This window comes from [Bacteroides] pectinophilus (assembly GCA_025146925.1).
In the GTDB taxonomy this organism is placed as follows: domain Bacteria; phylum Bacillota; class Clostridia; order Lachnospirales; family Lachnospiraceae; genus Bacteroides_F; species Bacteroides_F pectinophilus.
The window spans coordinates 546,680-571,261 of record CP102260.1 but is presented as its reverse complement, the minus strand read 5'-3'; the positions used below and the strand labels follow the sequence as shown (position 1 = coordinate 571,261).

General features: G+C 38.7%; 23 protein-coding genes. 5 read left to right on the top strand and 18 right to left on the bottom strand.

The window, feature by feature from the left end:
• Positions 1 to 56: 56 nt before the first annotated feature.
• The 4 genes from recQ to NQ488_02630 form a co-directional block, all read right to left on the bottom strand.
• Complete coding sequence (gene recQ, locus NQ488_02645) at positions 57 to 1,982, bottom strand: DNA helicase RecQ (GenBank protein UWN97087.1); 1,926 nt, start codon at positions 1,980 to 1,982, stop codon at positions 57 to 59.
• 139 nt (positions 1,983 to 2,121) lie between these two features.
• The gene (locus NQ488_02640) at positions 2,122 to 2,718 is read right to left on the bottom strand and encodes a PH domain-containing protein (GenBank protein UWN96227.1); all 597 of its coding nucleotides are present in this window, start codon (positions 2,716 to 2,718) and stop codon (positions 2,122 to 2,124) included.
• 144 nt (positions 2,719 to 2,862) lie between these two features.
• Positions 2,863 to 3,879: a metallophosphoesterase gene (locus NQ488_02635; protein ID UWN96226.1), complete on the bottom strand. Its 1,017-nt coding sequence runs from the start codon at positions 3,877 to 3,879 to the stop codon at positions 2,863 to 2,865.
• A 46-nt stretch (positions 3,880 to 3,925) separates the two neighbouring features.
• Positions 3,926 to 5,092 (bottom strand): hypothetical protein, encoded by a 1,167-nt coding sequence (locus NQ488_02630; protein UWN96225.1) that lies wholly within the window; start codon positions 5,090 to 5,092, stop codon positions 3,926 to 3,928.
• A 156-nt stretch (positions 5,093 to 5,248) separates the two neighbouring features.
• On the opposite strand from NQ488_02630, the gene NQ488_02625 reads away from it, so the two are divergent.
• Both NQ488_02625 and NQ488_02620 read left to right on the top strand, forming a co-directional pair.
• On the top strand, positions 5,249 to 6,463 hold the full coding sequence (locus NQ488_02625) for a dicarboxylate/amino acid:cation symporter (protein ID UWN96224.1): 1,215 nt from the start codon (positions 5,249 to 5,251) through the stop codon (positions 6,461 to 6,463).
• Positions 6,464 to 6,577: 114 nt separating this feature from the next.
• Positions 6,578 to 6,922, top strand: a complete 345-nt coding sequence (locus tag NQ488_02620) for a phenylpyruvate tautomerase MIF-related protein (GenBank protein ID UWN96223.1) — start codon at positions 6,578 to 6,580, stop codon at positions 6,920 to 6,922.
• A gap of 13 nt (positions 6,923 to 6,935) precedes the next feature.
• Here the strand turns inward: NQ488_02620 and NQ488_02615 are convergent, their stop codons facing one another.
• The 3 genes from NQ488_02615 to NQ488_02605 form a co-directional block, all read right to left on the bottom strand.
• A complete protein-coding gene (locus tag NQ488_02615) occupies positions 6,936 to 7,973 on the bottom strand; it encodes a hypothetical protein (GenBank protein ID UWN96222.1) in 1,038 nt (345 codons plus the stop codon).
• 236 nt (positions 7,974 to 8,209) lie between these two features.
• Complete coding sequence (locus NQ488_02610) at positions 8,210 to 9,367, bottom strand: HAMP domain-containing histidine kinase (GenBank protein ID UWN96221.1); 1,158 nt, start codon at positions 9,365 to 9,367, stop codon at positions 8,210 to 8,212.
• Positions 9,364 to 10,083 carry a response regulator transcription factor gene (locus NQ488_02605; protein ID UWN96220.1) on the bottom strand — a complete coding sequence of 240 codons (720 nt, stop codon included), beginning with the start codon at positions 10,081 to 10,083 and terminating at the stop codon, positions 9,364 to 9,366. The genes NQ488_02610 and NQ488_02605 overlap by 4 nt, the downstream gene beginning before the upstream one ends.
• A gap of 54 nt (positions 10,084 to 10,137) precedes the next feature.
• On the opposite strand from NQ488_02605, the gene NQ488_02600 reads away from it, so the two are divergent.
• Both NQ488_02600 and NQ488_02595 read left to right on the top strand, forming a co-directional pair.
• The gene (locus NQ488_02600) at positions 10,138 to 10,281 is read left to right on the top strand and encodes a CD1871A family CXXC motif-containing protein (GenBank protein UWN96219.1); all 144 of its coding nucleotides are present in this window, start codon (positions 10,138 to 10,140) and stop codon (positions 10,279 to 10,281) included.
• Positions 10,274 to 11,242, top strand: a complete 969-nt coding sequence (locus NQ488_02595; protein ID UWN96218.1) for a 4Fe-4S binding protein — start codon at positions 10,274 to 10,276, stop codon at positions 11,240 to 11,242. The genes NQ488_02600 and NQ488_02595 overlap by 8 nt, the downstream gene beginning before the upstream one ends.
• A 181-nt stretch (positions 11,243 to 11,423) precedes the next feature.
• Here the strand turns inward: NQ488_02595 and NQ488_02590 are convergent, their stop codons facing one another.
• The 11 genes from NQ488_02590 to NQ488_02540 all read right to left on the bottom strand — a co-directional run bounded on the left by NQ488_02590 (position 11,424) and on the right by NQ488_02540 (position 23,661).
• Positions 11,424 to 11,792 (bottom strand): hypothetical protein, encoded by a 369-nt coding sequence (locus NQ488_02590; protein UWN96217.1) that lies wholly within the window; start codon positions 11,790 to 11,792, stop codon positions 11,424 to 11,426.
• Positions 11,793 to 11,805: 13 nt separating this feature from the next.
• Positions 11,806 to 14,529 carry a DEAD/DEAH box helicase family protein gene (locus tag NQ488_02585; protein UWN96216.1) on the bottom strand — a complete coding sequence of 908 codons (2,724 nt, stop codon included), beginning with the start codon at positions 14,527 to 14,529 and terminating at the stop codon, positions 11,806 to 11,808.
• A complete protein-coding gene (locus NQ488_02580) occupies positions 14,529 to 16,226 on the bottom strand; it encodes a site-specific DNA-methyltransferase (protein UWN96215.1) in 1,698 nt (565 codons plus the stop codon). Before NQ488_02580 ends, NQ488_02585 begins: the two co-directional genes overlap by 1 nt.
• Before the next feature lie 9 nt (positions 16,227 to 16,235).
• Positions 16,236 to 18,824: a DISARM system SNF2-like helicase DrmD gene (gene drmD, locus NQ488_02575; GenBank protein UWN96214.1), complete on the bottom strand. Its 2,589-nt coding sequence runs from the start codon at positions 18,822 to 18,824 to the stop codon at positions 16,236 to 16,238.
• 17 nt (positions 18,825 to 18,841) lie between these two features.
• On the bottom strand, positions 18,842 to 20,113 hold the full coding sequence (locus NQ488_02570; protein ID UWN96213.1) for a DNA cytosine methyltransferase: 1,272 nt from the start codon (positions 20,111 to 20,113) through the stop codon (positions 18,842 to 18,844).
• A gap of 15 nt (positions 20,114 to 20,128) precedes the next feature.
• Positions 20,129 to 20,398: a helix-turn-helix transcriptional regulator gene (locus NQ488_02565; protein ID UWN96212.1), complete on the bottom strand. Its 270-nt coding sequence runs from the start codon at positions 20,396 to 20,398 to the stop codon at positions 20,129 to 20,131.
• A gap of 128 nt (positions 20,399 to 20,526) precedes the next feature.
• Positions 20,527 to 22,302: a relaxase/mobilization nuclease domain-containing protein gene (locus tag NQ488_02560; GenBank protein ID UWN96211.1), complete on the bottom strand. Its 1,776-nt coding sequence runs from the start codon at positions 22,300 to 22,302 to the stop codon at positions 20,527 to 20,529.
• Positions 22,281 to 22,643: a plasmid mobilization relaxosome protein MobC gene (locus NQ488_02555; protein ID UWN96210.1), complete on the bottom strand. Its 363-nt coding sequence runs from the start codon at positions 22,641 to 22,643 to the stop codon at positions 22,281 to 22,283. The genes NQ488_02560 and NQ488_02555 overlap by 22 nt, the downstream gene beginning before the upstream one ends.
• Positions 22,612 to 22,740, bottom strand: a complete 129-nt coding sequence (locus tag NQ488_02550) for a hypothetical protein (GenBank protein UWN96209.1) — start codon at positions 22,738 to 22,740, stop codon at positions 22,612 to 22,614. Before NQ488_02550 ends, NQ488_02555 begins: the two co-directional genes overlap by 32 nt.
• Positions 22,741 to 23,025: 285 nt before the next feature.
• Positions 23,026 to 23,265 carry a hypothetical protein gene (locus tag NQ488_02545; GenBank protein UWN96208.1) on the bottom strand — a complete coding sequence of 80 codons (240 nt, stop codon included), beginning with the start codon at positions 23,263 to 23,265 and terminating at the stop codon, positions 23,026 to 23,028.
• Positions 23,266 to 23,661, bottom strand: a complete 396-nt coding sequence (locus NQ488_02540; protein ID UWN96207.1) for a hypothetical protein — start codon at positions 23,659 to 23,661, stop codon at positions 23,266 to 23,268.
• 282 nt (positions 23,662 to 23,943) lie between these two features.
• Here NQ488_02540 and NQ488_02535 point away from each other — a divergent pair, with 282 nt between their 5' ends.
• Positions 23,944 to 24,540, top strand: a complete 597-nt coding sequence (locus NQ488_02535; GenBank protein ID UWN96206.1) for a helix-turn-helix domain-containing protein — start codon at positions 23,944 to 23,946, stop codon at positions 24,538 to 24,540.
• Positions 24,541 to 24,582 lie beyond the last annotated feature (42 nt).

The window sequence follows — 24,582 nt, the reverse complement described above, 5'->3', positions numbered from 1 at the left end:
ATTTTAGAATGTTAAAACATTTACTATTTCAACATTTTAGAAAATTATATCACCGATTAAAATGCATTTAAAGTTGTCACTGCTCCCGGATGCTCATTTACAAATGCTTCTATCGCATCCATAAATCTCTGTCCGTACCGTTCATACTTGCCTGCTCCGACACCCGATACATCAAGCATTGCGTCCCTGTCCTTAGGAAGCCGGATGCACATGTCGGCAAGCGTCTTGTCGCTGAATACAATATACGGAGGGACTGACTCTTCCCTCGCAATCTCAAGTCTTAGCTGTCTCAGCTTTTCAAACAGCTCATAGCCTGCTGCCGTAAGTGAATCCTTGCTGCCACGCGCCTTACTGCCGGAAGACTTTCCTGCTTCGCATCTTCCTGTTCTGCCTGTTCTGCCTCTGCGTTCGCCCCTTGTGTCATAATAAAGCTGCTCAGGAGTCTTCTTATGCTTTCTTATGACCACTCTTGCAGCTTCGCTACGAAGAGACTCTATATTCCCAATTCTCAGGACACTGTACTGCTCCTGTGTCTGATAAATGTATCCCAGCTGTATCATCCGGCTTATGAGCAGCCTAATATCGGCCTCACTCATATCCTTAAGTGCGCCATATGACCTGTACACGGTTGTTCCAAGCTCTCTGAGCCTTGCACGGTCAACCCCCATAAGCGTTCCGATAACTATTGTAAGCCCATATCGTCCATGCGTCTCGGCAATACAGTTGATAACCCATCTTGCTTCATCCGTCATATCGTACTCCGTGTAAGCCTGATTGCAGTTTCCGCAATTATTGCACGATTCACCCGTATTCTCCCCAAAATACCGCAATATATAATTGCGCAGGCATTCCGTTGTCCGGCAGTAATTCTCCATAACACGCAGCCTGTACATATCACGCTGCTTTATCAGTTCAATGTCTTCAATATCCGTATCGCTGAAATCCTTACTATCAAGAAGCATCCTGTTTATTACGACATCCTGCGGTGAAAACAGAAGAATACACTCAGCAGGCTCTCCGTCCCTTCCCGCTCTTCCGGCTTCCTGATAGTAGTTTTCCATACTCTGCGGCATATTATAGTGGATTACAAACCGCACATCAGGTTTGTCTATACCCATTCCGAATGCGTTGGTCGCAACAATTACATCAACCCTGTCATATATAAAATCATCCTGATTATTCTTTCTTTGCTCCGTGCCAAGCCCGGCATGATATTCCGAAGCCCGTATTCCTTCACTCTTCAGAAGCTCACATACTGCATCCGTGTTCTTCCTTGTAGCACAGTATATTATTCCGCTCTGGTCCGGATGTTCCTTTATATAATCAACGATAAATGCATCCTTTTTCCTTACCTGTTCAACTCTGTAATAAAGATTCTGCCTGTCAAAGCCTGTTATGACAACTTTTGGAGCATTAAGATTAAGTATGCACAGAATGTCATCCTTTACTTCCTTTGTCGCCGTTGCTGTAAATGCGCTGACAACAGGACGCTTCGGCAATCCATTTACAAAATCAAGTATTTTAAGATATGCCGGCCTGAAATCCTGCCCCCACTGTGATATACAGTGTGCCTCATCAATCGTCACCATTGATATATGAGCACTCCTTGCAAATGCATTGAACTCATATCCGCCAAGCCTCTCCGGCGCAACATATATTATCTTATATGTTCCCTGGGAAGCGAGAAAAAGCGCTTTGGATATCTGGCTCTCCGTAAGTGAAGAGTTAATATATGCCGCATGAACTCCCGCCTTATTCAGTGCCTTAACCTGATCCTGCATAAGCGATATCAGTGGTGACACAACAATGGTTATTCCATCAAGCATCAGCGCAGGAATCTGATAGCAAATGGACTTGCCTGCTCCTGTCGGCATTATTGCGAGCACATCACGGCCTTCAAGAATTGCATTCACCACTTCCTCCTGTCCGCCTCTGAAGGAATCATATCCAAAATAATGTTTCAGGGTTGATTTTGCGTCCATTGATAACATAGTTATAACTGTAACCTTTCTTTATATAATTTCTTAAAAATTTTTCTCCTGACGCATCTTTTCGGCATCCCTGATTGACTGCTTTGCTTTAAGTTAAACATTAAAGATTACCATTTATGTACCTGATATTTTACTGATTTCTCACATACTTTGTGTTATATCCATGGTTCTCTGCAGGACGCAGGTCATTCGGATACATCGTGTCTGAATAGATATTCTCCTGAAGTTCACGGACAAGCTGGAATACTTTTTTATATTCTTCTATGTTGGCTATATTCATGCCCGCATGTCCATGGCACTCACTTACGACATCCCCTGTATGGCATATTCTGTCAAACACGCCAAGGTTGAGTGAAACATGTGACAAATCCGTAAATGGCTTCATCTCAACTCTCTTTGATATTATGCCGGTCTGTATGTATATTCCCTTATCAGTAATCAGATATTCCGTATTCTTAGCTTTCATTGCAGAAGTTATCACACCTCCAAGATAAAGCCATACAGGCATGAGATGCAGAAGGAAAAACGGCACCAGTATAAATGCCATTGAGTCACCGAATCCTCCACCAAAAGCTGACAATCCTATAAATCCTGCATCAAATGCAAGCCAGATTAATGCAAAAGGAAGCATTGGATTAAATATTGCCTCCAGCACCGACACTTTCACTGACTTCTTGCCATCCCACAACACCGCCTCGCCGCGGCTTATCTGATCCCTTAAATTCATTTCTTCTCTCCTATTCTTATTCTGCCGGTGTACAAAATGGTATACATCGGTCCGATTAATATTATACAAATTACATTATACACCAAAAAAATTTATTTTTGTATATTAATCCACAATCTGAGTCTTAATCTGCGCCTTAATTTATCACTTTTTACCACGCACACGTGTTGAAACCACTGATGTAAGCGGAACCATATTTATATCAACCGTTCCATCACACTTCAAAGTAATCAGCGTTCCTCCTCTCTGTACATGCTGCCTGTCTATACCTCTATATCCCAGACAGTCAATCGACATGCCGTACGTAAGCTGTATCCCCTTATATATCAGTGACAGCGTATTAAGATGGTCATGGCCGCAGAACATCCATTTTATCACGCCATTCTTTACCGCCTCTTCAAAAAAATGTCCTTCTCTGTTGGATATTCCAAAATACCCGTCCTTTTCTCCGATGCTCCCATGGCAGTATATAACACTCCTGTCCCCAAGCTTCATCTTCTCGTAAGCTTCCTTGAATTCGCGTGGAGGCATATGAAAAAAAGCCATGGCTCTTATATTCTTATTAACTGCCTTGAATTCATCCAGTCTGTCCATACACCACTTTGTCTGGTCATCATGTATGCAGTCAAAGCCACTGAAGAACCATCCGTCACCATACATGTTGGAATCAAGCATAACAAGCGGCATGCGGGCATTTCCGAAGTCATCTGTAAGATTAATGATGAAGTTGCCAGTTCCTGATATGTCCGCAATTCCTTTGGAGAAAATGCAGTATCTGCCCTTCATAAATATATCAGCAAGCTCATCCTTGCCGCACACCGCCCCCATCTCACAGTCATGATTGCCAAATACCATAGTATACGGGACTTCAAATCCGTCCATGAACTTAATGAAACGCTCTGCCTCACGGCGGTTGTTCATTGTTCCGCTTTTTGGAAAAAACGGAAATATGGAATCCCCCGTAAGCACAATCAGATCAGGGCGTGATCTTTTAATTATAGTGCGCACAGCATCCTGTGCCATTCGGTCTTTTCTGCCCGAGAATATTCCATATCCCAGATGCAGGTCTGTAAGCTGCAGTATCCGGTAATCCCTGTCAGCAGGAATCTCAAGGCTGAACGTATCTTCATTATCCTGTCTGAATTGTTCAGATGAAAACATACTAATCCTCCATTCTACAGGCACAAAACATTAATTCCCAGCTGACCTAGCTGAGCGGAATCAAGGCTCCGACTGCTGATATTATTGTTGATATTACCATAAGTATCTGAAACGGCTTTGTTCCTATCACACCGCATATAGGACTGCTTCCTGCCCTTCTGCGTGATTTGCCGTATGTAATAACAAGCATTATACTTACAAGGACAACTACTCCGCTCATTATCCTTGTAAGAATGATAAAACTGTTCACCCCAAATATTGCAAACAGAATACATGGCAGCGTTGCAAGAACCCAGCTTAATCTGTTGCCAATGCCAGTCTGCTCATGCACTACATCCCTGAGTGCAAGCGTATTGGACCAGAATGTTGTAAGCAGTGCAAATAATGAAAATATTCCCGCAAGCACAACAGCCCATGACCCTATGCTTTCTCCAAGCTGCATATAAGCAAGCTCCTTATCCGGGCTTCCTTTTGTTCCGAGCAGTACTGTCGCCGTCACTACAAGTACAAAAAGTGACGACAGGGCAAATCCTATGAATATGGATTTCCTTATGCGCAGCGCATCTCCACCAAGCCCCTTCACGACCTGTATTACAGCCTGGTTGGCTGATGTTGCGAATACGACCATACTGTAAAGCGCTATCAGGTTGTTCCAGTGAAATTCTGCCCTGTACAGACTGTTAAGCGGATGCATGAAGGTTGCTGCCGTCATTATTCCCACTATTCCAAAAAGCACCATAATTGCATATTTTTGTGCTATTCCCACAGCCTTCATGCCAATAAACACAACCACACCTGCAATCACATAATACAGTATCTGTGCCAATTCCAAAGGCATATTGAACCAGTTTACAAATATCTGTGCGCCGCCATTTATATTGCCGCTTATTCCCGTCATGATAGCAAGCCCGTATACCACAAATACTATCCAGCTGAACACCTTTTTCATCTTCCCGTGAAAAAGTTCTCCTTCAAAACTCTTAACCAGCTGTACGCCGCCGTTATTAAGCGACAGCTCTGCTATTATAAGGTGAAGGATTACATTTACCGCATATGCAATCAGAACCATCCATACAACATCCAGAAGACTGTTCTTAGTTGCCAGATACGGCACAGCTATAATTCCCGTTCCTATGCTGTTTCCCATTATCATACTTACCGATTCTGCCATCGTAAACTTAGCTTCTGATCCTGATATTCCTGTGTCTGTCATAACTGCCTCCGTTTAATACATATATTGTCATCACTGTCACCTTGAGGTTTTTGCATATCTATATTATAATCTAATAACTGCCGCTTTGCATCATGCGAATGGTGATGTAAGAGCAATTTACACTAAAATATTCACATTAAAATGGAGAGATATCACATGAAGAAAAATTCTTTTATGACAAGCCTGCCTGTTAAGCTGCTAGCAGCCGTTATTACCGGCATCCTGCTCGGTCAGCTTTTTAGCACAACAGACGGATCCGTAATCACAGCATCAGTACTCAATATAGTTGTCACGTTAAAATTTATACTGAATCAGATTATTAACTTCTGTATTCCACTGATAATCATAGCATTTATCGCCCCGTCTATTACACAGATGGGCAAAAATGCTTCAAAGCTCCTGATAATCGCTGTATGTATTGCATATGCATCATCCGTGGGTGCAGCATTTTTTGCAACAGGTGCGGGCTATATTCTGATTCCGCACCTTTCAATCACGCCTATCGTTGACGGCTTAAAGGAGCTTCCGGAAGCCGTATTTGAATTATCAATACCTCAGATAATGCCCGTAATGAGTGCTCTCGTATTCTCAGTAATGATCGGTCTCGGAGCTGCATGGACAAAAGCAGAATTAATAACTAATATTCTTGAGGAATTTCAGAAGATTGTTCTTCAGATTGTTTCAAAGATAATGATTCCTATTCTCCCGTTTTTCATAGGACTCACTTTCTGCGGACTTTCATATGAAGGGTCAATTACAAGACAGCTTCCTGTATTTATCAAGATTGTAATTATTGTACTGGCAGGACATTATATCTGGATGGCTCTTCTCTATACAATTGCAGGTATATATTCTAAGAAAAATCCGCTTGACGTAATACGCCATTACGGCCCCGCATACCTTACAGCAATTGGTACAATGTCATCCGCTGCCACTCTGGCTGTTGCTCTTCAGTGTGCAGGCAGGGCTGAACCGCTTCGTAAGGATATGGTCTCTTTTGGAATACCTTTATTCTCAAACATACATCTTTGCGGCTCGGTTCTCACAGAGGTGTTCTTCTGCATGACTGTATCAAAGATTCTGTATGGCTCTATTCCGTCAGCCGGAACGATGATTCTTTTCTGTGTACTGCTTGGTATATTTGCAATCGGAGCTCCCGGTGTTCCGGGCGGCACTGTAATGGCATCACTCGGTCTTATAACCGGTGTCCTTGGCTTCACAGATGTCGGAACTGCACTCATGCTCACTATCTTTGCACTTCAGGACAGCTTCGGAACTGCCTGCAATGTAACGGGTGACGGCGCACTCACACTGATTCTTACAGGTTATGTTGAACGTCACAAAATCAGTGAAAGTCACAGTACTTTTTAAGCTCTGCTTTTAAATACTCATATCTGAGGCGTTTTTCACTGGATTATTGTATAAATGTTATGGTATGCTTATAAATATAAAAACTACGCACGTATGTGCAGAAATGAGGATTTTATGCCATTTATCAATTCAAAAATAAGTACTCCCGTCACTGCTGAACAGGAAAACGAAATCAAATCACGCCTCGGCAAGGCTATCCAGACCATTCCCGGCAAATCCGAAAGCTGGCTGATGCTCGGCTTTGAGCCTGAATACAGGCTGTATTTCCGCGGAAGCAACTCTGAGCCTATGGCAATGGTTGAGGTAAGCGTATACGGAAGTGAGAATCCTTCTGCATTTGAAAAGCTTACAGCCCAGATATGCGACATTTTCAATGATGTTCTCGGAATTGCACCGGACAATATATATGTAAAATATCAGGCCGTTTCCAACTGGGGCTGGAATGGCAGCAACTTCTAAATATTATATTATGTCATTCTACGTCAACGCCATCGTATGGCCGCATTGACATCTTAAGAACATGTATCCTGCCTTCGGCATCATAGTTAAAATAAATATCTATGTTGCCGAAGTCATCATACTTGCCGCCCTCAATGCTGCCAAAACCGTGAGTCGCGACAATGCATGCATGTCCGTCAATATTATCTGTACGCAGTTTGTGTATTCCCCACGGAGTTGTCTGTGCAACCTGCTCACCTGGACTGTACTTTTCACCATTCAGTACTGCATCCGCATACTTATACATCAATTCAAAGCCTTTATTATCTTTGTATTTATCAAGTATCTCCTGATAATGTCTTGTTGTATCAGCCCTGATAACTTCAACATTATCAAAGCCCTCACAAATAATATCAATTATTGCAGGACTCTCCTTCCCTGCATACCCGCGAATCGGAAATGCGTTCGTTCCGTCTGCGCTTGTATTCTGAAGCTCTTTCCATTCATCACCTTCACCGGCTGCTTCCTTTTTCAGGACAACATACTCCTCTAACGGCATAGAATTAACACGCGGTGATACCATGATAAATATCTCGTTTTCCCCGTCATCATCAATATCAATACATTCTGCCTTAAAGCTGCACATGAGCCGGTTATATCCAATATAAACCGGAGCATCATTAAGCATAAGTGTCCAGCGAAGGTTATATTCATCTTCCCAGAGCGGTCCTTTTGCCGCTGCACCTTCAGCAATTATTGCGTCCTGCATTCCATTGTTGTCTATATCACCAAGAGATATCGTGTCTGTTGTTACGCCTGTGTCTGCCGTGGATTTTCCTGGCGGAACCGAATGCGTCACATCGCTTACAGCCACGGATGTTGCAGCTTCTGTAATATAAGTGTTCTCAGTTGCAGACCATGTGTCTGATTCTGCGGGATGTCTGGTGGAATCAGATAGGGATGCGGTTATTGCTACTGCTGTTATTATTACTGCTGCTGTCAGTGTTAGTATGCAGAGCGTTATTATTGGGGCCCTTTGGGTTTTGGGGGATTTCTTCATATTATTTATCATTCCTCATTTCCGGGATATTCTTGCGCATATTGGGGATGTGTCAAGCACACACAGGCATAAAGCTCGCAGGTGAATCTCTTTGTTTTTAGGATATCATCCGGAGTTGGGATTTTCAAGGGAATAGAGATTTTAGAAATGCTCTAAATACGGTTGTACTGTTATTTTTTCAAATTATTCTATTTTTCTCATTTAGCAAATCTGTTTTAATAGCGTTGACAAATGCGTAAAATTGAACGCTACATTGAATGCTGTGCAAAAGTCACCTCGAAAATCGTTCCCCCAGTCTTGCCTGATTTGATACAAATACTGCCATCATGTACTCTAACGATTTCACGTACAAAAGCAAGACCTAGCCCTACGCCACCAAGCTCCCGGCTTCTGGATTTATCCACACGGAAGAATGGCTCGAACACTCTCTCCCTAAGCTCCATTGGTATTCCGCTTCCCGTATCTTCTACAGACAGATAAACATGCCTGTTTCTCTGATATGCGGTTACTGTAACCTGTCCGAGCGGATGATTATATTTGATGGCATTCTCAACCAGATTGTATACAAGCCTGTAAATAAGGATATCACTGCCTATCATAGTGGCATCCTCACATTTTCCAATCAGCTTTATATTCTTTTCCACGGCAAGAGGCTCAAGGTCTGCCAAAACCTCTTCAACAATAGCATCCAATATAATTTTATCATCCCTTCCCACCGTCTGAAGCTCACTCATGTCAAGAAGAGTCTTTACCATCCTGTTTAATTTATCATTTTGTTCCGTAACCATTTTTATGGTCTGCAAAGTGTCTGCATCATTTCCCGGGTGAGAGGCAGAATTATATAAATCAAGCTGTACCTGCATTAACGCTAATGGAGTACGCAGCTCATGTGCTGCATTTGCAGTAAACTGTCTCTGTATCTCAAATGCTTCCGACAGACGCTCAAGCATCTTATTATAAGAAATACCCAGCTGGTTCAGTTCCTTAACATTATTTTCCTCTATTCTTGAATCAGACAGATTCTGAGCCTGTACCTCTTCAATTTTATCTGAAAACTCCCTGATTGGTCTGAGTGCATGCCCGCTTATAAAATAAGTGACGACACCTCCCAAAAGCGCCAGCAAAACCGTGATTATCAGACTGTTTCTTTTATAGTCGGCCTTATTATTGTACACCTGAACCGAAAATTCATCCGCAAACTCATCCCACTTATCGTCCGGTATGCTGATATATATTTCATCTGATTTGTTTCCTTTTTCATCCCCCTGTGACTCTACCGCATCATGCAGAGAATCGATGTAATACACACCATTTTTATAGACAAACATAGTCAGGCAGCCACATATAATAGCAATACACAATGTAGTAATGCACGTAAGTCTCCACTGTAGCGACATTCTTTTCATCTGTCAGACTCCTCCCGTATTTTATAGCCTTCACCTACCTTGTTCTGAATGGGATCATATCCCAGCTTCGCCTTAAGCTTTTTTCTAAGTGAAGACATATGTACCCTGATTGCTCCGCTAAAGCTGTCTGCCGTGGCATCCCACACATGCTCTATCAGCTCCTCCTGACTCACCGGTCTGCCTATATTGATAAGTAAATATTCCAAAATACCATTCTCTTTTCTTGTCAGTAGAACCGGCTCTTCCTTTGCATATGCCTTGCGTTTAATCGTATCAAACTTTATTTCTCCGCATTTAAGACATATATCATTCTGTACAAATTTCCTTCTTGTCAGGCTTCTGATACGTGCCTCAAGCTCCTGCAGATGGAATGGTTTTTCCATGTAATCATTTGCTCCTGCATCCAGTCCCTCTACCTTATCAGCAATCTGACCTCTTGCAGATAATATCAAAACCTTAGTTTCATCATTGTATTTTCTAAGCTCCTTAAGAAGCTCCATGCCATCCATCCCCGGCAGATTCAAATCCAAAACTATCAGATCATAATTCTCCGATAGTATACATTCAAGAGCCTCTTTCCCATCATAACAGGTATCCACCTCATAACCGGCAGCATACAGACTCTTTGCAACCATGTCACATATTTGTTTCTCATCCTCAACAATTAATAATCTCAAAATGTTCTCCTGCTTCTTAACAAGAATTTTACAACCCATATTGTATAATACCAAAGTCAGCTGGTCAACAATACAACAAAAAGGAGCAACATTATGTTGAAATACCAAAAAACATGTCAAATCATTCTGCTTGTCCTTGGTGTATCCATGATAAGCTATGGTGCAGTCAGAGGTGAGGCGGCTACAGTGCTTGGTAAAGCAATAAAACTATGTCTGGAGTGTGTCGGAATTGGATAAGGAAAAGAAATTACTATCAAGAAAACTGGCCAAAATACGTGGCTGGATACAGGCCGCAGCAACGCTGCTGACCAATATTCATATTCCAAATTTATTTAAGGGTAAAATATATCAGGGCAATGCAAAAACAGTATGCGTACCCGGATTAAACTGCTACTCCTGCCCTGCCGCGACAGGAGCCTGTCCAATAGGGGCATTTCAGGCAGTTGTCGGATCATCAAAATTTAAGTTTTCATACTACATAACCGGATTTTTTATTTTACTCGGTGTAACTCTCGGCAGATTTATATGTGGTTTTTTGTGCCCATTTGGATGGTTTCAGGATTTACTTCATAAAATCCCCGGAAAGAAATTATCCACAGCCAAACTAAAGCCTCTTAGGTACCTAAAATATGTCATTCTTATTGTTTTCGTTATACTTGTTCCGATGCTTGTAACGAACTCTATAGGAATGGGAGATCCGTTCTTCTGCAAATATATCTGTCCTCAGGGTGTTTTAGAGGGTGCTATACCGTTATCTATTGGAAATGCTGCTATACGTTCTGCGTTGGGAAAGCTTTTTTCTTTCAAGTGTATGATTTTAATTGCAGTGATTGTACTAAGTATCTTATTTTACAGACCCTTCTGTAAATGGATTTGTCCGCTTGGAGCAATCTACTCATTATTTAATAAGGTCAGCCTGCTCAAAATCACCGTTGATAGCAGCAAATGTGTCGGATGCGGTCAATGCTCAAAGGCATGTAAGATGGATGTGGATGTGTGTAAGACACCGGATCACCCCGAGTGCATACGCTGCGGTGCCTGCATAAAGGCCTGTCCGAAGGACGCCATATATCTACTTGCTATATATCCTTCAAATGATGTTCTAAGAATAATAAATACATCTTCAACATGTCCCAGCCTTAGTAATTCTCTTATTGAGCCTAAACTCTTAATACTCTTTGTAAAAACAAAATATTGAAAATCATCAACAAATCCATTTCCAATTTTGCCACTTATTTGAGCATTATAATATCCATATCTAAAGCAAGCATATTCCACAAACTTTCTGCCTCGTAACAAGTATTGATTTATAAACTTATTGCATATAAGTTCATTATCCATTTGTATACCTCCCTATTTCAAATAATTAACCTTCACTATTATCCCTGCCATAAAACAAAGTCTATCATATACTCATTATCATTAGAGACATAGAAAGACACACCTATAGAAGACGGCTTCTGAAAACCACCTTTTACTCTATCCTCTGGTTCCTCTTCTTCAAAAATTCCTACCTCCAAAGTTTCTCCATCAGCATCAAAATTCTTTTCTGTAAACTCTACATCATTGTAATTTTCATCTTCCGTTACATCTGTATCAGCAGGATATAATAATCCCGTGATATAACTACTCGTTGGTACTTCATTCAATTGTTCACAATCTGATGCTGGTCCTATTAAGTCTTTTCGTACTGCATCTAAAATCTTCTGTCGAACAATAGCATGTTTAAAATCCTTTATATCAGCCATCTACAACCTCCATTTATTCTCCGTCTACTACAACAGGAATTGCCATACCAATTACATATTTGAATGTATTACCTACTATAATTTTATCACCTGGCACTAGGCGATACTCCCAAGTCTTTCCGTCCGCATCCACCTGTGATGCACATTCGCACCACTTAATTGCAGCCTTTGCTTTTTCCTGTACATCTTCATTATCTGTTTGATTTGCAGCCTTCACTTCAATCATATATTTCTTGTCAGCCGTCTCCACTAAGAAATCAGGATTATACTGTTTTGCAGCCTTATAAAATAGTCCTAACTGATTCAAAGGTGGCTTAATAAATCTAATAACTTCTGAATCCTCTTCTAATACCACAGACAGCCTTCTCTCATCATCACTATCAAATGCATTCTCTGCATAGTATGATTTCTTATATCCTTCAAACAAATATTGTTTAATATTTTTCTTGTCCGGCACTTCTTTCTTAAAATTTAATCGTCCATTTTCCTTCATATTCTTCGCAAATGATTTGAATACAATAAGGTCTTTCTGAACGTTAAATACAAACTCAGTGCTTTCTTCCTTTGACGCATATATCTGTTTTCTTAAGTCCTCTACTATAACAGTTGCATATCTACGGACAATCTTCTTTTTTTCTTCATCCGTACCTTCGATTAATGCGAGATACTGATCAACCACATCAAGAATAAATTCTGCATCATCAGAACTAAACTCCGGAATACTCTCCAATAAAGAAACTGCAAGCATATTCTCAGGATTTTCTACAATAAGTGCGTCTGCATCCAGCACTTGCAACAACCTACCATTTACAGCGTCATACCTCTCGATTCTCGATGCCGCAACATCAAAATCCATAATGTTTCGCTTAACAGTAAAAGGTTTAAATATAATTGTTGAACTATAGCTAATTCCAATTTTGGGAACAGATATAGCAACTTTCTTTAGCTCTTCAACTTTCTTGATAAACTCTTGTTTTGCATATGGCAATACATTCTTACTACCAGATGACCTCTGTAAATCAATCTGCAATGAAGTATCCCCTTGATGTACAGCAAATGATGCATCAGTGCCAATGCTCGTCTGTGTCATTTTATGATCTGATACTGTGCCATCACTTGTTTCTTTTCCATCATCATTAGCAAAATAATCAAAAATAGACATCTGTCCATTATCGCTTTCGGACTTCTTGGGTGCTACTTTTTTTACAAATGCTTTCTGATACTCAGCAAACAGATTCTCCACTACATTTTCATTATTCAAATCTTGGTATGATTTCACTTTACTTTCGCATAACGCTTCATCAAATAATGAAATCTGCTGGTTCTCAACTGCTGGCTCTACCATAACTGTTTTTGTGTTCGGTATATCTTCCTCATCAAGATTTCTTTTCTTAAATACAGGGTTATTTTTGATATCATCAACAATCTCTCGATAATGGTCGTGAGCAACAATATCCAAGGTATCTAATTCCTCAATACCCGTTATCTCACCAAAAGGAAGCCTTAATCCTCTACCAATAGTTTGAAGTGCCAATATGTCACTCTTTGCTGCATTAAGAGGGATAATTGTAAACAGATTATTTACATCCCAACCTTCTTTCAGCTTATATACATGCAGCACAATCTCAATTGGATTGGTATTTTTCTCAATGGTTAGTAATTTCTGAATGTTTTCTTCTGTCTCTGCACCACTTGTGCTGGAGTCAATTTCAATAACCTTACCAACATAACGACCTCCAAAAAAAGCATCGGAATCTATTTTTTCTTTTATTTTTCTAGCATGTGTTGTATCTTTACAAGCTATCAAAACAATTGGCTTTACCTGTTCTAATTGATTATCTATACAATATTTATATACGATGGACTTTCTTCTCTCATGAAGCTTGATTCCATCTTTCAACTTCATTTCCTCTATATCATCATCTGAATATCCTGCTGTATTTGTTCTTCCCATAACAACCGGAATCTTCAAAAACTTCCCAGCTCCATCCTCTAATCCGTAGTGATAAATAATATTCTTATTTGTACTCTTAGGTGTAGCAGTATATTCCAACCCCAACACTGGATTCAGATAATTAATCGCTTTCTTTGATGCTGGGGCATAGTAACGATGCGCTTCATCCATACAAATAACCAAGTCATCAAACGAACGTAACACATCCGCAAAAGAGCCACCTAAATTTTCATTAAATTTGTGAAATTTAAATTCAATATCTCCCCTAGTAAAAATCTTTGAAATATTAAAGATAAATATCTGAATATCAGATGTTTTTTCTACCACCATTTCCTCTTGGATATATCTTACCGGGTATGATAAATAATTTTCTCCATCATAAACTTTGGGTCTTCCCATCTCTGCTTCAAGTCCCTTAAACATGTATTTTGGATGTCCCGGGATCGCCTCTCGACGCATCTTGTCATAAATCGTATTTCCTGGTGCCAGAATAAAGAAATGTTTGTACCCTTTTGTCTTGTACAAATAATAAATGCATGCACCCATTAAACGAGACTTACCAATACCTGTTGTCATATCAAAGCAAAATGATGGGAAATCAAATTCCTTATCCACGGAGATTGTATGCGAATCTTGACAATTCTCTGATGCTATTTTCTCTGCATCAGCTTTCGAACAAGTTCTATACTCAATCTTGGAACTGATTGCATCAAAGTATTGTAGTGCTTCATACTGAGGATCACGCAGGCTCATAGCCCATTTGATTTTATCTATTGAACTCATTATTCCTGCACCTCACTTTCAAAATTACATTTATCCAATAAATCCTTTGGTATTTTTTTCACTTCCACATTCTCTGGAAGAATCATGTCAGCTTGATTTTTCTTACAATAGATAAGTAAACTCTGCTTATCCCCTAAGTTCTTCATTATCGACATCACATACTTTGTATTAACAAATTCTTCTGTGATATGTATGAATCGATTCTCTGATGAATGTCCTTGAAACTCCCCGGATGGTTCATAGGTAAATCCTTCTATTTTACAAATAGCTTCACATACCATATCCCATGTATAAGATGGATTTATTTGATAAACAGGAAGAACTTTGTTCTTTACAAGTAATGGTTCTGCAAGTTCGTAGAATTTATATCCCCCACCACCTTGCCAACCTACCTCTTTGGAAATTCCTCCCTGTTCACCGTCAATTACGTTATCAAGTCTAACTTTACAATGCGAGTAAGCTTGATTGCCCATCTCAATTCCTATCCATCTTCTATTAAGTTTATGTGCTGTAGCTGCCGTAGTTCCTGACCCCAAAAAACTATCTAATACCATATCTCCTTCTAATGTTGTCATTTCAATAATTTGTTTCAGTAGCTTTTCTGGTTTTTTACCATTAGGGAATGTCACATCGCCCTCTTTAGTTAAATTCTTCATCCATGCATTCATGTCCCAATATGTTCCCTGTAAATCCTTTTTATACAGTTTTCCATCTATTATCTCCGAAGTATCTCTTAACCAAACAAATAAATTGCATACATCTCCTTTATAAAACTGTTCATAAACTATGCCTCGATTCTTTCCAGTTTTAGGAATATATTCTATTGATAGATATTCATCTTCAACACCAGCTTCTTTTCTATAATCCATAACTCTTGTCCTTATTGAAGTCTGAGCGTTGGTAGTTCTAAATACATTTATTCCGTATTTTTTATAAGCCTCTTGTGTAGTTAATCCCTCTCTTTTAGCAACTTGATTAATAGATAATGTTTCAACCCCACTTCTTTTATATATTTTAATTTCATTTCCATCACCATCAACAGTTGATCCGATATATTCTTTTTCTCCAGGATTAACCAAAACACTTGTATATTTCCAGCTCTTACCCTCGTCTATGTACTGCTGTATCAATTCAGACATTTCAGTATATTTATATGGTCCATTAAATAGAGGTAGCAAATCATAATTTTTAGCATACACTAGTATATATTCACAATTTTTCTTTAATCGCTTATCTTCGCCTCCACCAGATGCCCCTGCAACATTCTTCATATTTACAGAAATCATATTTACAAAATTATTTCTTCCAAAAATTTCATCACACAATACCTTTAAATATGCTTGTTCTTCATCATCTATCTGAATCCAAATAGTTCCATCTTCAGCAAGTAAATTACGAAGGATTTCTAATCTTTTTTTCATTATTCCTAACCAAATGGAATGCTCTAAATTATCATCATAATGTTCAAACGCCGTGCCAGTATTATATGGTGGATCAATATAAATACACTTTATCATCCCCGTATACTTATTTTCCAAAGCCTTGAGTGCCAACAGATTATCCCCATGAATCAACATATTTTCTGTATTCGGATTACCATATGATTTTGATTTGTCTTCAATTAATATTCTTGGCTCAAGTTTCTCTTCCTCGTATTTACCAACCCATGTCAATTCTAACTTGCCTTTTTTCTCCATGGTAGCCTCCTAAAACTTAATCACTATCTTTGTTACCAATTGTGTTTTTACCAATATATCTTCTGCAAACTGCTTCTGCATATTTACAGCCTCTTCTTCCAATATCGACATTTCATCATGAAACGCCCGTACCATTTTTTGTTTCTGTTCTTCTAAAATTTCTATTTGTTTTTTTAATGCAATCTTCTGTCTAAAATCGCTTTCGTTTACATATTTATCTTTAAGTTCATCTAATTCTGATGTATCTTTGACTCTGAGCAAATATTCCTCTTTTTTTAATTGCAGCCAATTATCCAATTTTTTCTGATTAGCAATCAAAACTGTTCTTTTAGATTCTGCATATTTCTGCTGCATAAATTCATCCACTTTGTCAATATATGAAAGGATTTCTTGATTATTTGGTGTCTTTTCTTCTAGGCACTGCTCCTGCAATTTTTCGCAAAGTTCTCTAGCCAAATCATCTGAAACACCATATATCTTCCCTGTTATATCAATAATTTCAAATACTGCATCTTCAAGAATCTCATCAACATAAGAACCACCAATAAGTAAATATCCATGTTGAATTCCCGGAATTTCCAACTCTGTATTAGTTTCACAGCACTTTGGATATATCTCATTTTCCTCTATACTTCTACTATTCCAATACTTAAACTGTGAATCATATTCCGCAATTTCTTTCATAATAATATTAAAATGAGACTTATGTTGTTCCTCTGTCTTATATATAAATATGGATTTCAGTTCATCCATTTTCTTGTTTCGTTTCTTTTCTAATTCCTTTTCCAAATCCTTAAATTGCTTTGTAAAATCTGAGATCGTTTTACATTCCTGATAAATAAGTGTAACTCTTTTTTCAAAATCTGCTCCACTTTCCAATAATCCAATAGCTTTATCGGATGCACCAAATACGCCTTGGAATAACTCAAACTTTTCAGAAAGGATTTCATATACTCTCTTATCTGCTACATTCTGAGTATTAAGCAAATTAATAACCACAACGTCGTTCTTTTGTCCATAACGATGACAGCGACCAATTCGCTGCTCTATCTTCTGTGGATTCCAAGGAAGGTCATAGTTTATAATCGTATTACAAAACTGAAGATTCAATCCTTCCGAACCGGAATCTGTTACAAGCAAAATCTTGTATTCATCCCTAAATGCTTCTACGATGGCATTCTTCAATTCAACATTTCTACTACCCACATACTTTCCATAATTTCTAGCTTTCCACGCCTTATAAATCTGTTTAGTAACAGGATCATTTGTACTACCATTAAACTTAAGTATCTGACCTTCATATCCGGCATGAGATAATTCTTCAAACATGTATTGTTGCGTTCTAATAGATTCCGTAAACACAACTATTCTTTGTTTTATGCCAGCTTCATCTTGAAATGCAAAAGCTGTCTCCACCGCCTGTTTCAATGCTGTCATCTTCGCATTTCTTTTTATACTTTCAGCTTTATTAATAATGGCTGTTACCTCATCTATTTCATGCTGAATAAATTCATTTACCTTTTCTCTTGTGTATAATTCATCCTGCTTACTATCATCATCTGTCTCAATTTCATCATCATCAAAAAAGCTAAGGAAAAAATCAATACTTTCATCCGCTGATTCAGTTCTAGTTGTTTCCTTCAAAGTTTCAAGTCTGCCTTTTAATACCTTGAAGGTTTCTGCAACTGCCATACTTGATGATGCAAGCAGTTTTCTAATAACAGATGTAATAAGTGTTCTGTGTGAATTGGGCAAAGCATACAAAATTTCCTTTTTTAGATAATTATTTATCATCACATAAAGTTCTATCTCCATTGGCGATAGTTCAAAATCAATTGTCATTTCTTTACGCTCTGAAAATTGGATATACTCTGCTACTTCTTTTCGTAAAGTTCTTTGCACAACAGGTTCTAAACAAGCCTTCAAATCATTGTAATCTTCTCCTCGCAAATATCTTTCGGAAAATATCTGCTTACTATAAAAAACTCTATCATCGATAAACTGAACAAGTCCATATATATCAAGTAAAGTATTCTGCATAGGAGTCGCAGTTAATAGAATTTTCGGAATTCCCTTTGTTAATTCATATAATGAGTTAGCCATCTTTGAACCATTCTTATAAACATTCCTAAGCCGATGTGCTTCATCAAATACACAAAAATCCCAAGCTATCTTTCCGAACTCTGTTTTTCTTTTTGAGGCAAAGTGGTAGGAAACAATAATTACTGCTTGTTTACTCTTTACCTTTGCGAGATAATCCTCCCAGTTAGAACTATCCACAATTAATGAATCAATATCAAATTTCTCTTCTAATTCAACTTGCCATTGCTTTCGCAGGTTTGATGGCATAATAAGTAGTATTTTATTTTTTCCACTGCATAGCAAATACTTGATGACCAAGCCAGCCTCAATAGTTTTTCCAAGACCTACCTCATCCGCAAGAATTGCTCCACCAAGTTCCAATGAAGATAGTGCAAATGTGAATGCTTCAATCTGATGAGGATTGATGTCAATATCAGCCATATGCAAACAACTATACGGATTATTTTTCAGTTCTTGTTGCTTTAATTCAGCATATGTATTTTCAACAATACCCATTTGCGAAACCTCCAATTTTATTTCCCTAATTGTTCTTTTATTTTATCTGCTATTACCTTTGCCATCATTGGCGGAACCGCATTCCCCACCTGAACAAATTGTGCTGTCCTTGGTCCTTCAAAATAATAATTATCTGGAAACGACTGTATTCTTGCTGCTTCCCGCACTGTAATTGATCTATGTTGCTCTATATCTGGATGAATGAAATAATGTCCATCTTTCGATAAATGAGCAAGTATTGTGTGACAATGATCCATATCACCCTCAACAACTTTAAATCGATCTACAAATGAAGTTCTATTTTTATGTGTTTTCAAATCTTCTGGTAAATCATCATATTTCAAACGTTCATGCTGTTCGTTTTCAAACCACATGTCTATTGTTCTCTTATATATTTCAATATCCTGTGCAGTATGTGGTCTTGCGATATGTCCTGTTAACACATCCGATTTCACACGAATGTCATTATCTTTTACATATTTTTTTAATCTGCGCATATCTGTCATAGTATGCTCTATAGCCTCTTCACCAGGCTTTAACACTGGCAAATCATTAAGTAAATCCCATACTTCTGCTTTACTATGAATTACATCAAATGATGGGTATTCATATCCTGTGCCTTTAAGCCAACCTACTATAATTACTCTTTTTCTACTTTGTAATACTCCAAAATCCTGAGCATTCAACTCATGATAATCAATTTCATAACCCACACGTTTCATATATGTCTGAAGATTTTTAAATGCTGCCCCGCCTCTCGCGGTCTTTATTCCGGCTACGTTCTCAAACACAAACATTCTTGGCTTATACTTTTTAAGAAATTGAACATACATTTTATACAATTCATTTCTTGGATCATCTTCCATCGGAACAATCATATGACTGCTCTGTGCTCTTCCCACCAAAGAATATGCTTGGCATGGAGGACCACCTATAATTACATCAATCTTATCAATTTCTTTTTCCCTTTTGATATCATCAATTGTGTTGAAAATCCCCTTAATCGTGGATTCTGACATTTCTTTATTAATTACAGTCTTAAGTTCCTCTTTTGGTATTTTCTCCAAAAGTTGTTCTCTGGTTATTTTTCCTTTTTCATAATCATAATAACTTTTAATTTTGCCATTATCTTTTAAGTAATAATATGCTATTCTTGTTTCTATTGTCTTTGCTGCATGCTCATTCATTTCCACATGTGCAACCGGTCTATAGCCACTTTGAATAAATCCTTCTGAAAGTCCACCGGCACCAGCAAAGAGATCAATATAATTTAACCCATTTTCGTTCATGGTTGTTCTACCTCATTATCTCACATTTACTGTCCCATTATCCGGACTTGTATTATCATTATGGATTTTTTTCTTTACTTCAGCTAAATCAGTAAACTCCATAATATCAGATATATCACATTCCAATTCAGCACATATTTTTTCTAATACAGTCATAGCAACCATCTCTTCATTTGTCATTTTAGCCATAGTACTACTGCTAATTTTTATCTTTTTACACAGTTGGCTCTTATTTATTTTTTTATCGATCATTAATTTCCATAATTTATTGTATGATACAGCCATATTATCCTCCGTGCTTTTAGGAATACAATTTCACTATTTTATTATATATTATCTCAATTTTGTTGTAAAATACTTTATTTGATTTCTCGAATACTTTTTTCAAGTTGTAAAATAAGTCAGCAGAGGAATCATCTTCCTCTGCCACTGTTCCACATTTTATCTTCCGCCCTTTCTTTATCAGCATCTCTGTTAACTGCTTCATCGTAAATCCTCTGAAACTCCTCATAAAGCCCATCTCCATCCAGCTTTATCTCCAACCTTTTCACCACATCCGAGAACAACCTTATGCTACCGCCTACATCGGTAATATCAAATCTGAATACATCTGCCTTAACTAAATCACTGATATTTTCATAACCGCCAAGCTCTGATATTCTCCTGACAATCCAGCCAACTTTGTCCATAGGCTCATTTTCTTTAGTTTCCACATATTCACTTTCACCTGTTACATCAGTAATATCTTCATTCATTCTTGCCATATTCACATCAGACGCATTATAAATATCTGACATTACAAATATATCATTCTGATTATTGTTGGACTTCATTCCTGTAGCACTTATATCCAGCTCAACAACTGCTTCCTCCGTTCTCTCAACCAATGTATCCTCTTCCATCTCCGGTATCTCAACATCCCTATCATCAACAATCTCTTCATTCTCCGACACCGCATAATAAGCTGTATACAAATCTTCTTTCACAATGCCATCAGCAAGCTGTATCTGCCTCTTAATTTCCCTTTTCTCCTGCTTCAGCTCGTCCAGTTCTTCCTGCACTCCCACATGCCATATCTGATACTCGCGATACTGCTCATCCGTCTTAATCTTCCGTTTCCGGCTAGAGTTTTCTCTGTATATCTCATGCTGTCTGTCCTCAATCTGCTGAATTTTTTCTTCCTGCTCACTTATGAAATCCACGAGCTGCACAACACTTTTGATGTCATTATTTACAAGCAGCAGATATTCGTCCTGTAAACGATGAAACCTCTTCAAATCCTCTACATACTTTGCTCCACCAACTACAAAACGCTTCTGTTCTACAATCCTTAATCTGTATAACTTTGCATAAAACTTCTTCTGGAATGGTGATAGCTTCGCCCTGTGCAATCCCCTGATATCTGACGAATAAAAGTAAGGCTTTGCCATCCATGGCATATCCACATAATGCCGTAACATATCTTCTGAAAACATCTCGTCCAGCTTTGCAAGTTTGTGATAATATCCGAATCCCGGTGCCTGTACTTCCATCCATGTGTCTTTCTTGAATACATATCCAAGCCTTTTCATCAGATATTTAAAATGCTCCACATTCCCGGCTGCATATGCACACATCTTGGCATCCCTTAGAATTATCTCTTTCATGGACATTTCCTTTTCCCACTTGTCCCTGCTGATATTTTTCGGGTTCCTGCTATACTCTGCCGGCATAATGGAAAGTCCCAGCTCATCACAGTATTTATTTGTAATAGGCTGGAGATGATTCTTCCAATTGCCTTTAGGTGAATTATACTTCTTACCGGTTGTCATGCTGACACTGTTCCATATCAAATGCCCATGCATATGTTCCCTGTCAGTATGGACTGCATACACCGCCTCATATTCATCACCAAGCACATCCTTCGCAAAGTGCTCCAGCACATACATTGCCTGCTCTGCCGTCACTTTTTCTTCCGGTGAAAATGATATGATCACATGATAGCCCTGCCTTTTACCCGTCTTATGAAAAATGTTCTTTGTCTCCTCCATCTGCTCAAATGCCGTATCCGGCAGGCAGTTGATACCGCCCACCAGTACACATTCTTCTGTCTTATCCGGATTCTGTATATATTCCAAAGCATTCTTCAGGTGTGATGCCGGATTTCTGCCCTCTGATTCCATGATATTCAAGATCTTTGTAATCGCCATACTTCCAGCACCTCCCCAAATGTTTTCTTTATATCATCCAGACTGCTCTGCAATTTATCAATATCGCTGTAATACAATCTTCGCTGTGAATTGCCAAGCTTTACCGCCTGATTAATATTATTTGCAATACCTGCTATAATACGGATTACTCTTGCCCTGTCCTCTGGATAACTTGTATCTATATTGCCGCCTGTCCGGATCAATTCTCTTATATAGGCACTTGCTGTCATTCCTGTCCGTTTAAGCGCTGCTTTCAGAATATCCATATCTTTTTCCGACAGCTTCACCGATATCTTATAGTCTTTCCTGTCAGACTTGTATCTTCTCTTTCCATCTGCCATACGTTTTTCCCCTTTCGTAATTTCCAAATTCTGTATCAAACCAATCTCTTTTTATCTGTACCATTGCTTTTTCATCCTTTCTTAAAATAGTGTTCATAGGTTTTGCACCTCGCATTACATGCTCGGTGTATTTGGCGTTCACACTACTTATTTCCATGCAAGCATGAAATTCGTAGTGTTCACTTGTTTTGCAAGATGCGGAAAAGGTCGGACCTTTTCCCGAAAAATATAAACGCCATCAACGTTTACATAATTTTTCGTCTTGGCAGGAGCACCTGCACCCTGTATATGATATGTGGTGGTTAATGTACCACCACGATTACTGATATGGTGGTTGAAGTTCCACCAGATTTGAAAAGTAGTGGAACTTTCTGCCATAACTTTATTGTTTTGGTGGCATTTTCTGCCACCACTTTTCCATTTTGATGGCACTTTCCGCCACCATGACTTTTTTCACTCTGATTTGAGTGGTGGCGCTTTTTGCCGTCACTTTGCTGTTTTGACGGCGCTTTTTGCCCCCACTTTTGCATTTTGACGGCACTTTTTGCCCCCACACTTTTTCAGCTCTGATTTGTACCACTTCAGTGCGGGGGCGCTTTCTGCCCCCACTTGCTGGATTCACCTATTCAGTTATCTCTTTTGCTATTTCATCCGCATCCGATATCACATTTTCTGCTACATCTGTATCCACTTCCGGCATCTCATTTGTTTCAGGCGGTATATCCACTTCATCCTGTTCACTTATCACAGAATCCCCTACTGCCGCTTCATAATCCATTTCTTCTGCAACCTTGATCCGATTACGCTGCGGCTCATAATCCGGATTGTAATAATCTTCGTAACCATAGATTTTCTGTTCAAAGTACTTCCTTGGACATTTGCCCCGCATGGTGAAATAACCTTTTGCCTCAAGCTCTGCATTATATTCCTTTATAATTGCATATGCCTTTGTCATCCCGATACCAAGCATCCGGCTTATCTCGCCTGCATCTATGAATGCTTCCTTTATACCCTTCATGCAGCTCCTCCTTTCATAAATTGTTATTTTAAATACGTGTTTTCACAAAGCAGCTATCCTGTTCTTTATTTATTCCGTATTTTTAATTCGTGTTTATCTTAATATCCTTTTCAAAATTTGTCAATAGAACTTTTTACGATTACGCACTTGCAATTCGTTTTTATTTATGATAAAGTAATCGTACAATCATAAACAAGTCACTTACTGATACGTATTTCATTTAATATCAACCTAATACGTATCTTTACAACGGACTATTTCATGTAAAGGAAGGTGAACAGAATGACTAATTCTCATTCCATTAAAATCACTATGTCTTCTCCAGAAGAAATCGGGAAGGCAATACAGAAACAGCGCAGAGCACAGAAGATTACTCAAAAAGAGTTTGCACAGCATCTTGGTAAATCAGAACGCACTATCCAGAAATATGAGTCTGGTGAAATACTAATGAAGATAGATGTTTTAAAACAGATTGCAAATGAATTAAATGTTCCATGGCAGGAACTTTTATCTCCAGAAGATAATAATATTCCCAAAGATAATACGGCCACTGAGTACCCGGCATATGAATTCCACACTATGTCAGATGTAATCAATGCTCTCTTTGCCATAACTGAACTTACTGACTTTTCATTTGAGCTGACCAATACCAAACCCCCGGAAAATACTGAATGGACCGCTGGGATTAAGGTTAATGGCAAAGGCGATGGAAAATATGATGCAGACTTCTGTCTCTTTATGGAAAACTGGATAGCAAAGAAGAATATGCTTCAGACAGGAAAGCTTTCAAAAGAAAAGTTTGATTCATGGAAATCAGATATGTTGGCATATTATAAGGATTCCCGACTGGATAATGAAGCTGATTCAAAAACTGAATAATTGCAGGCTTACACCTTTAGTAAAGAAAAAGCTCCGGCACAC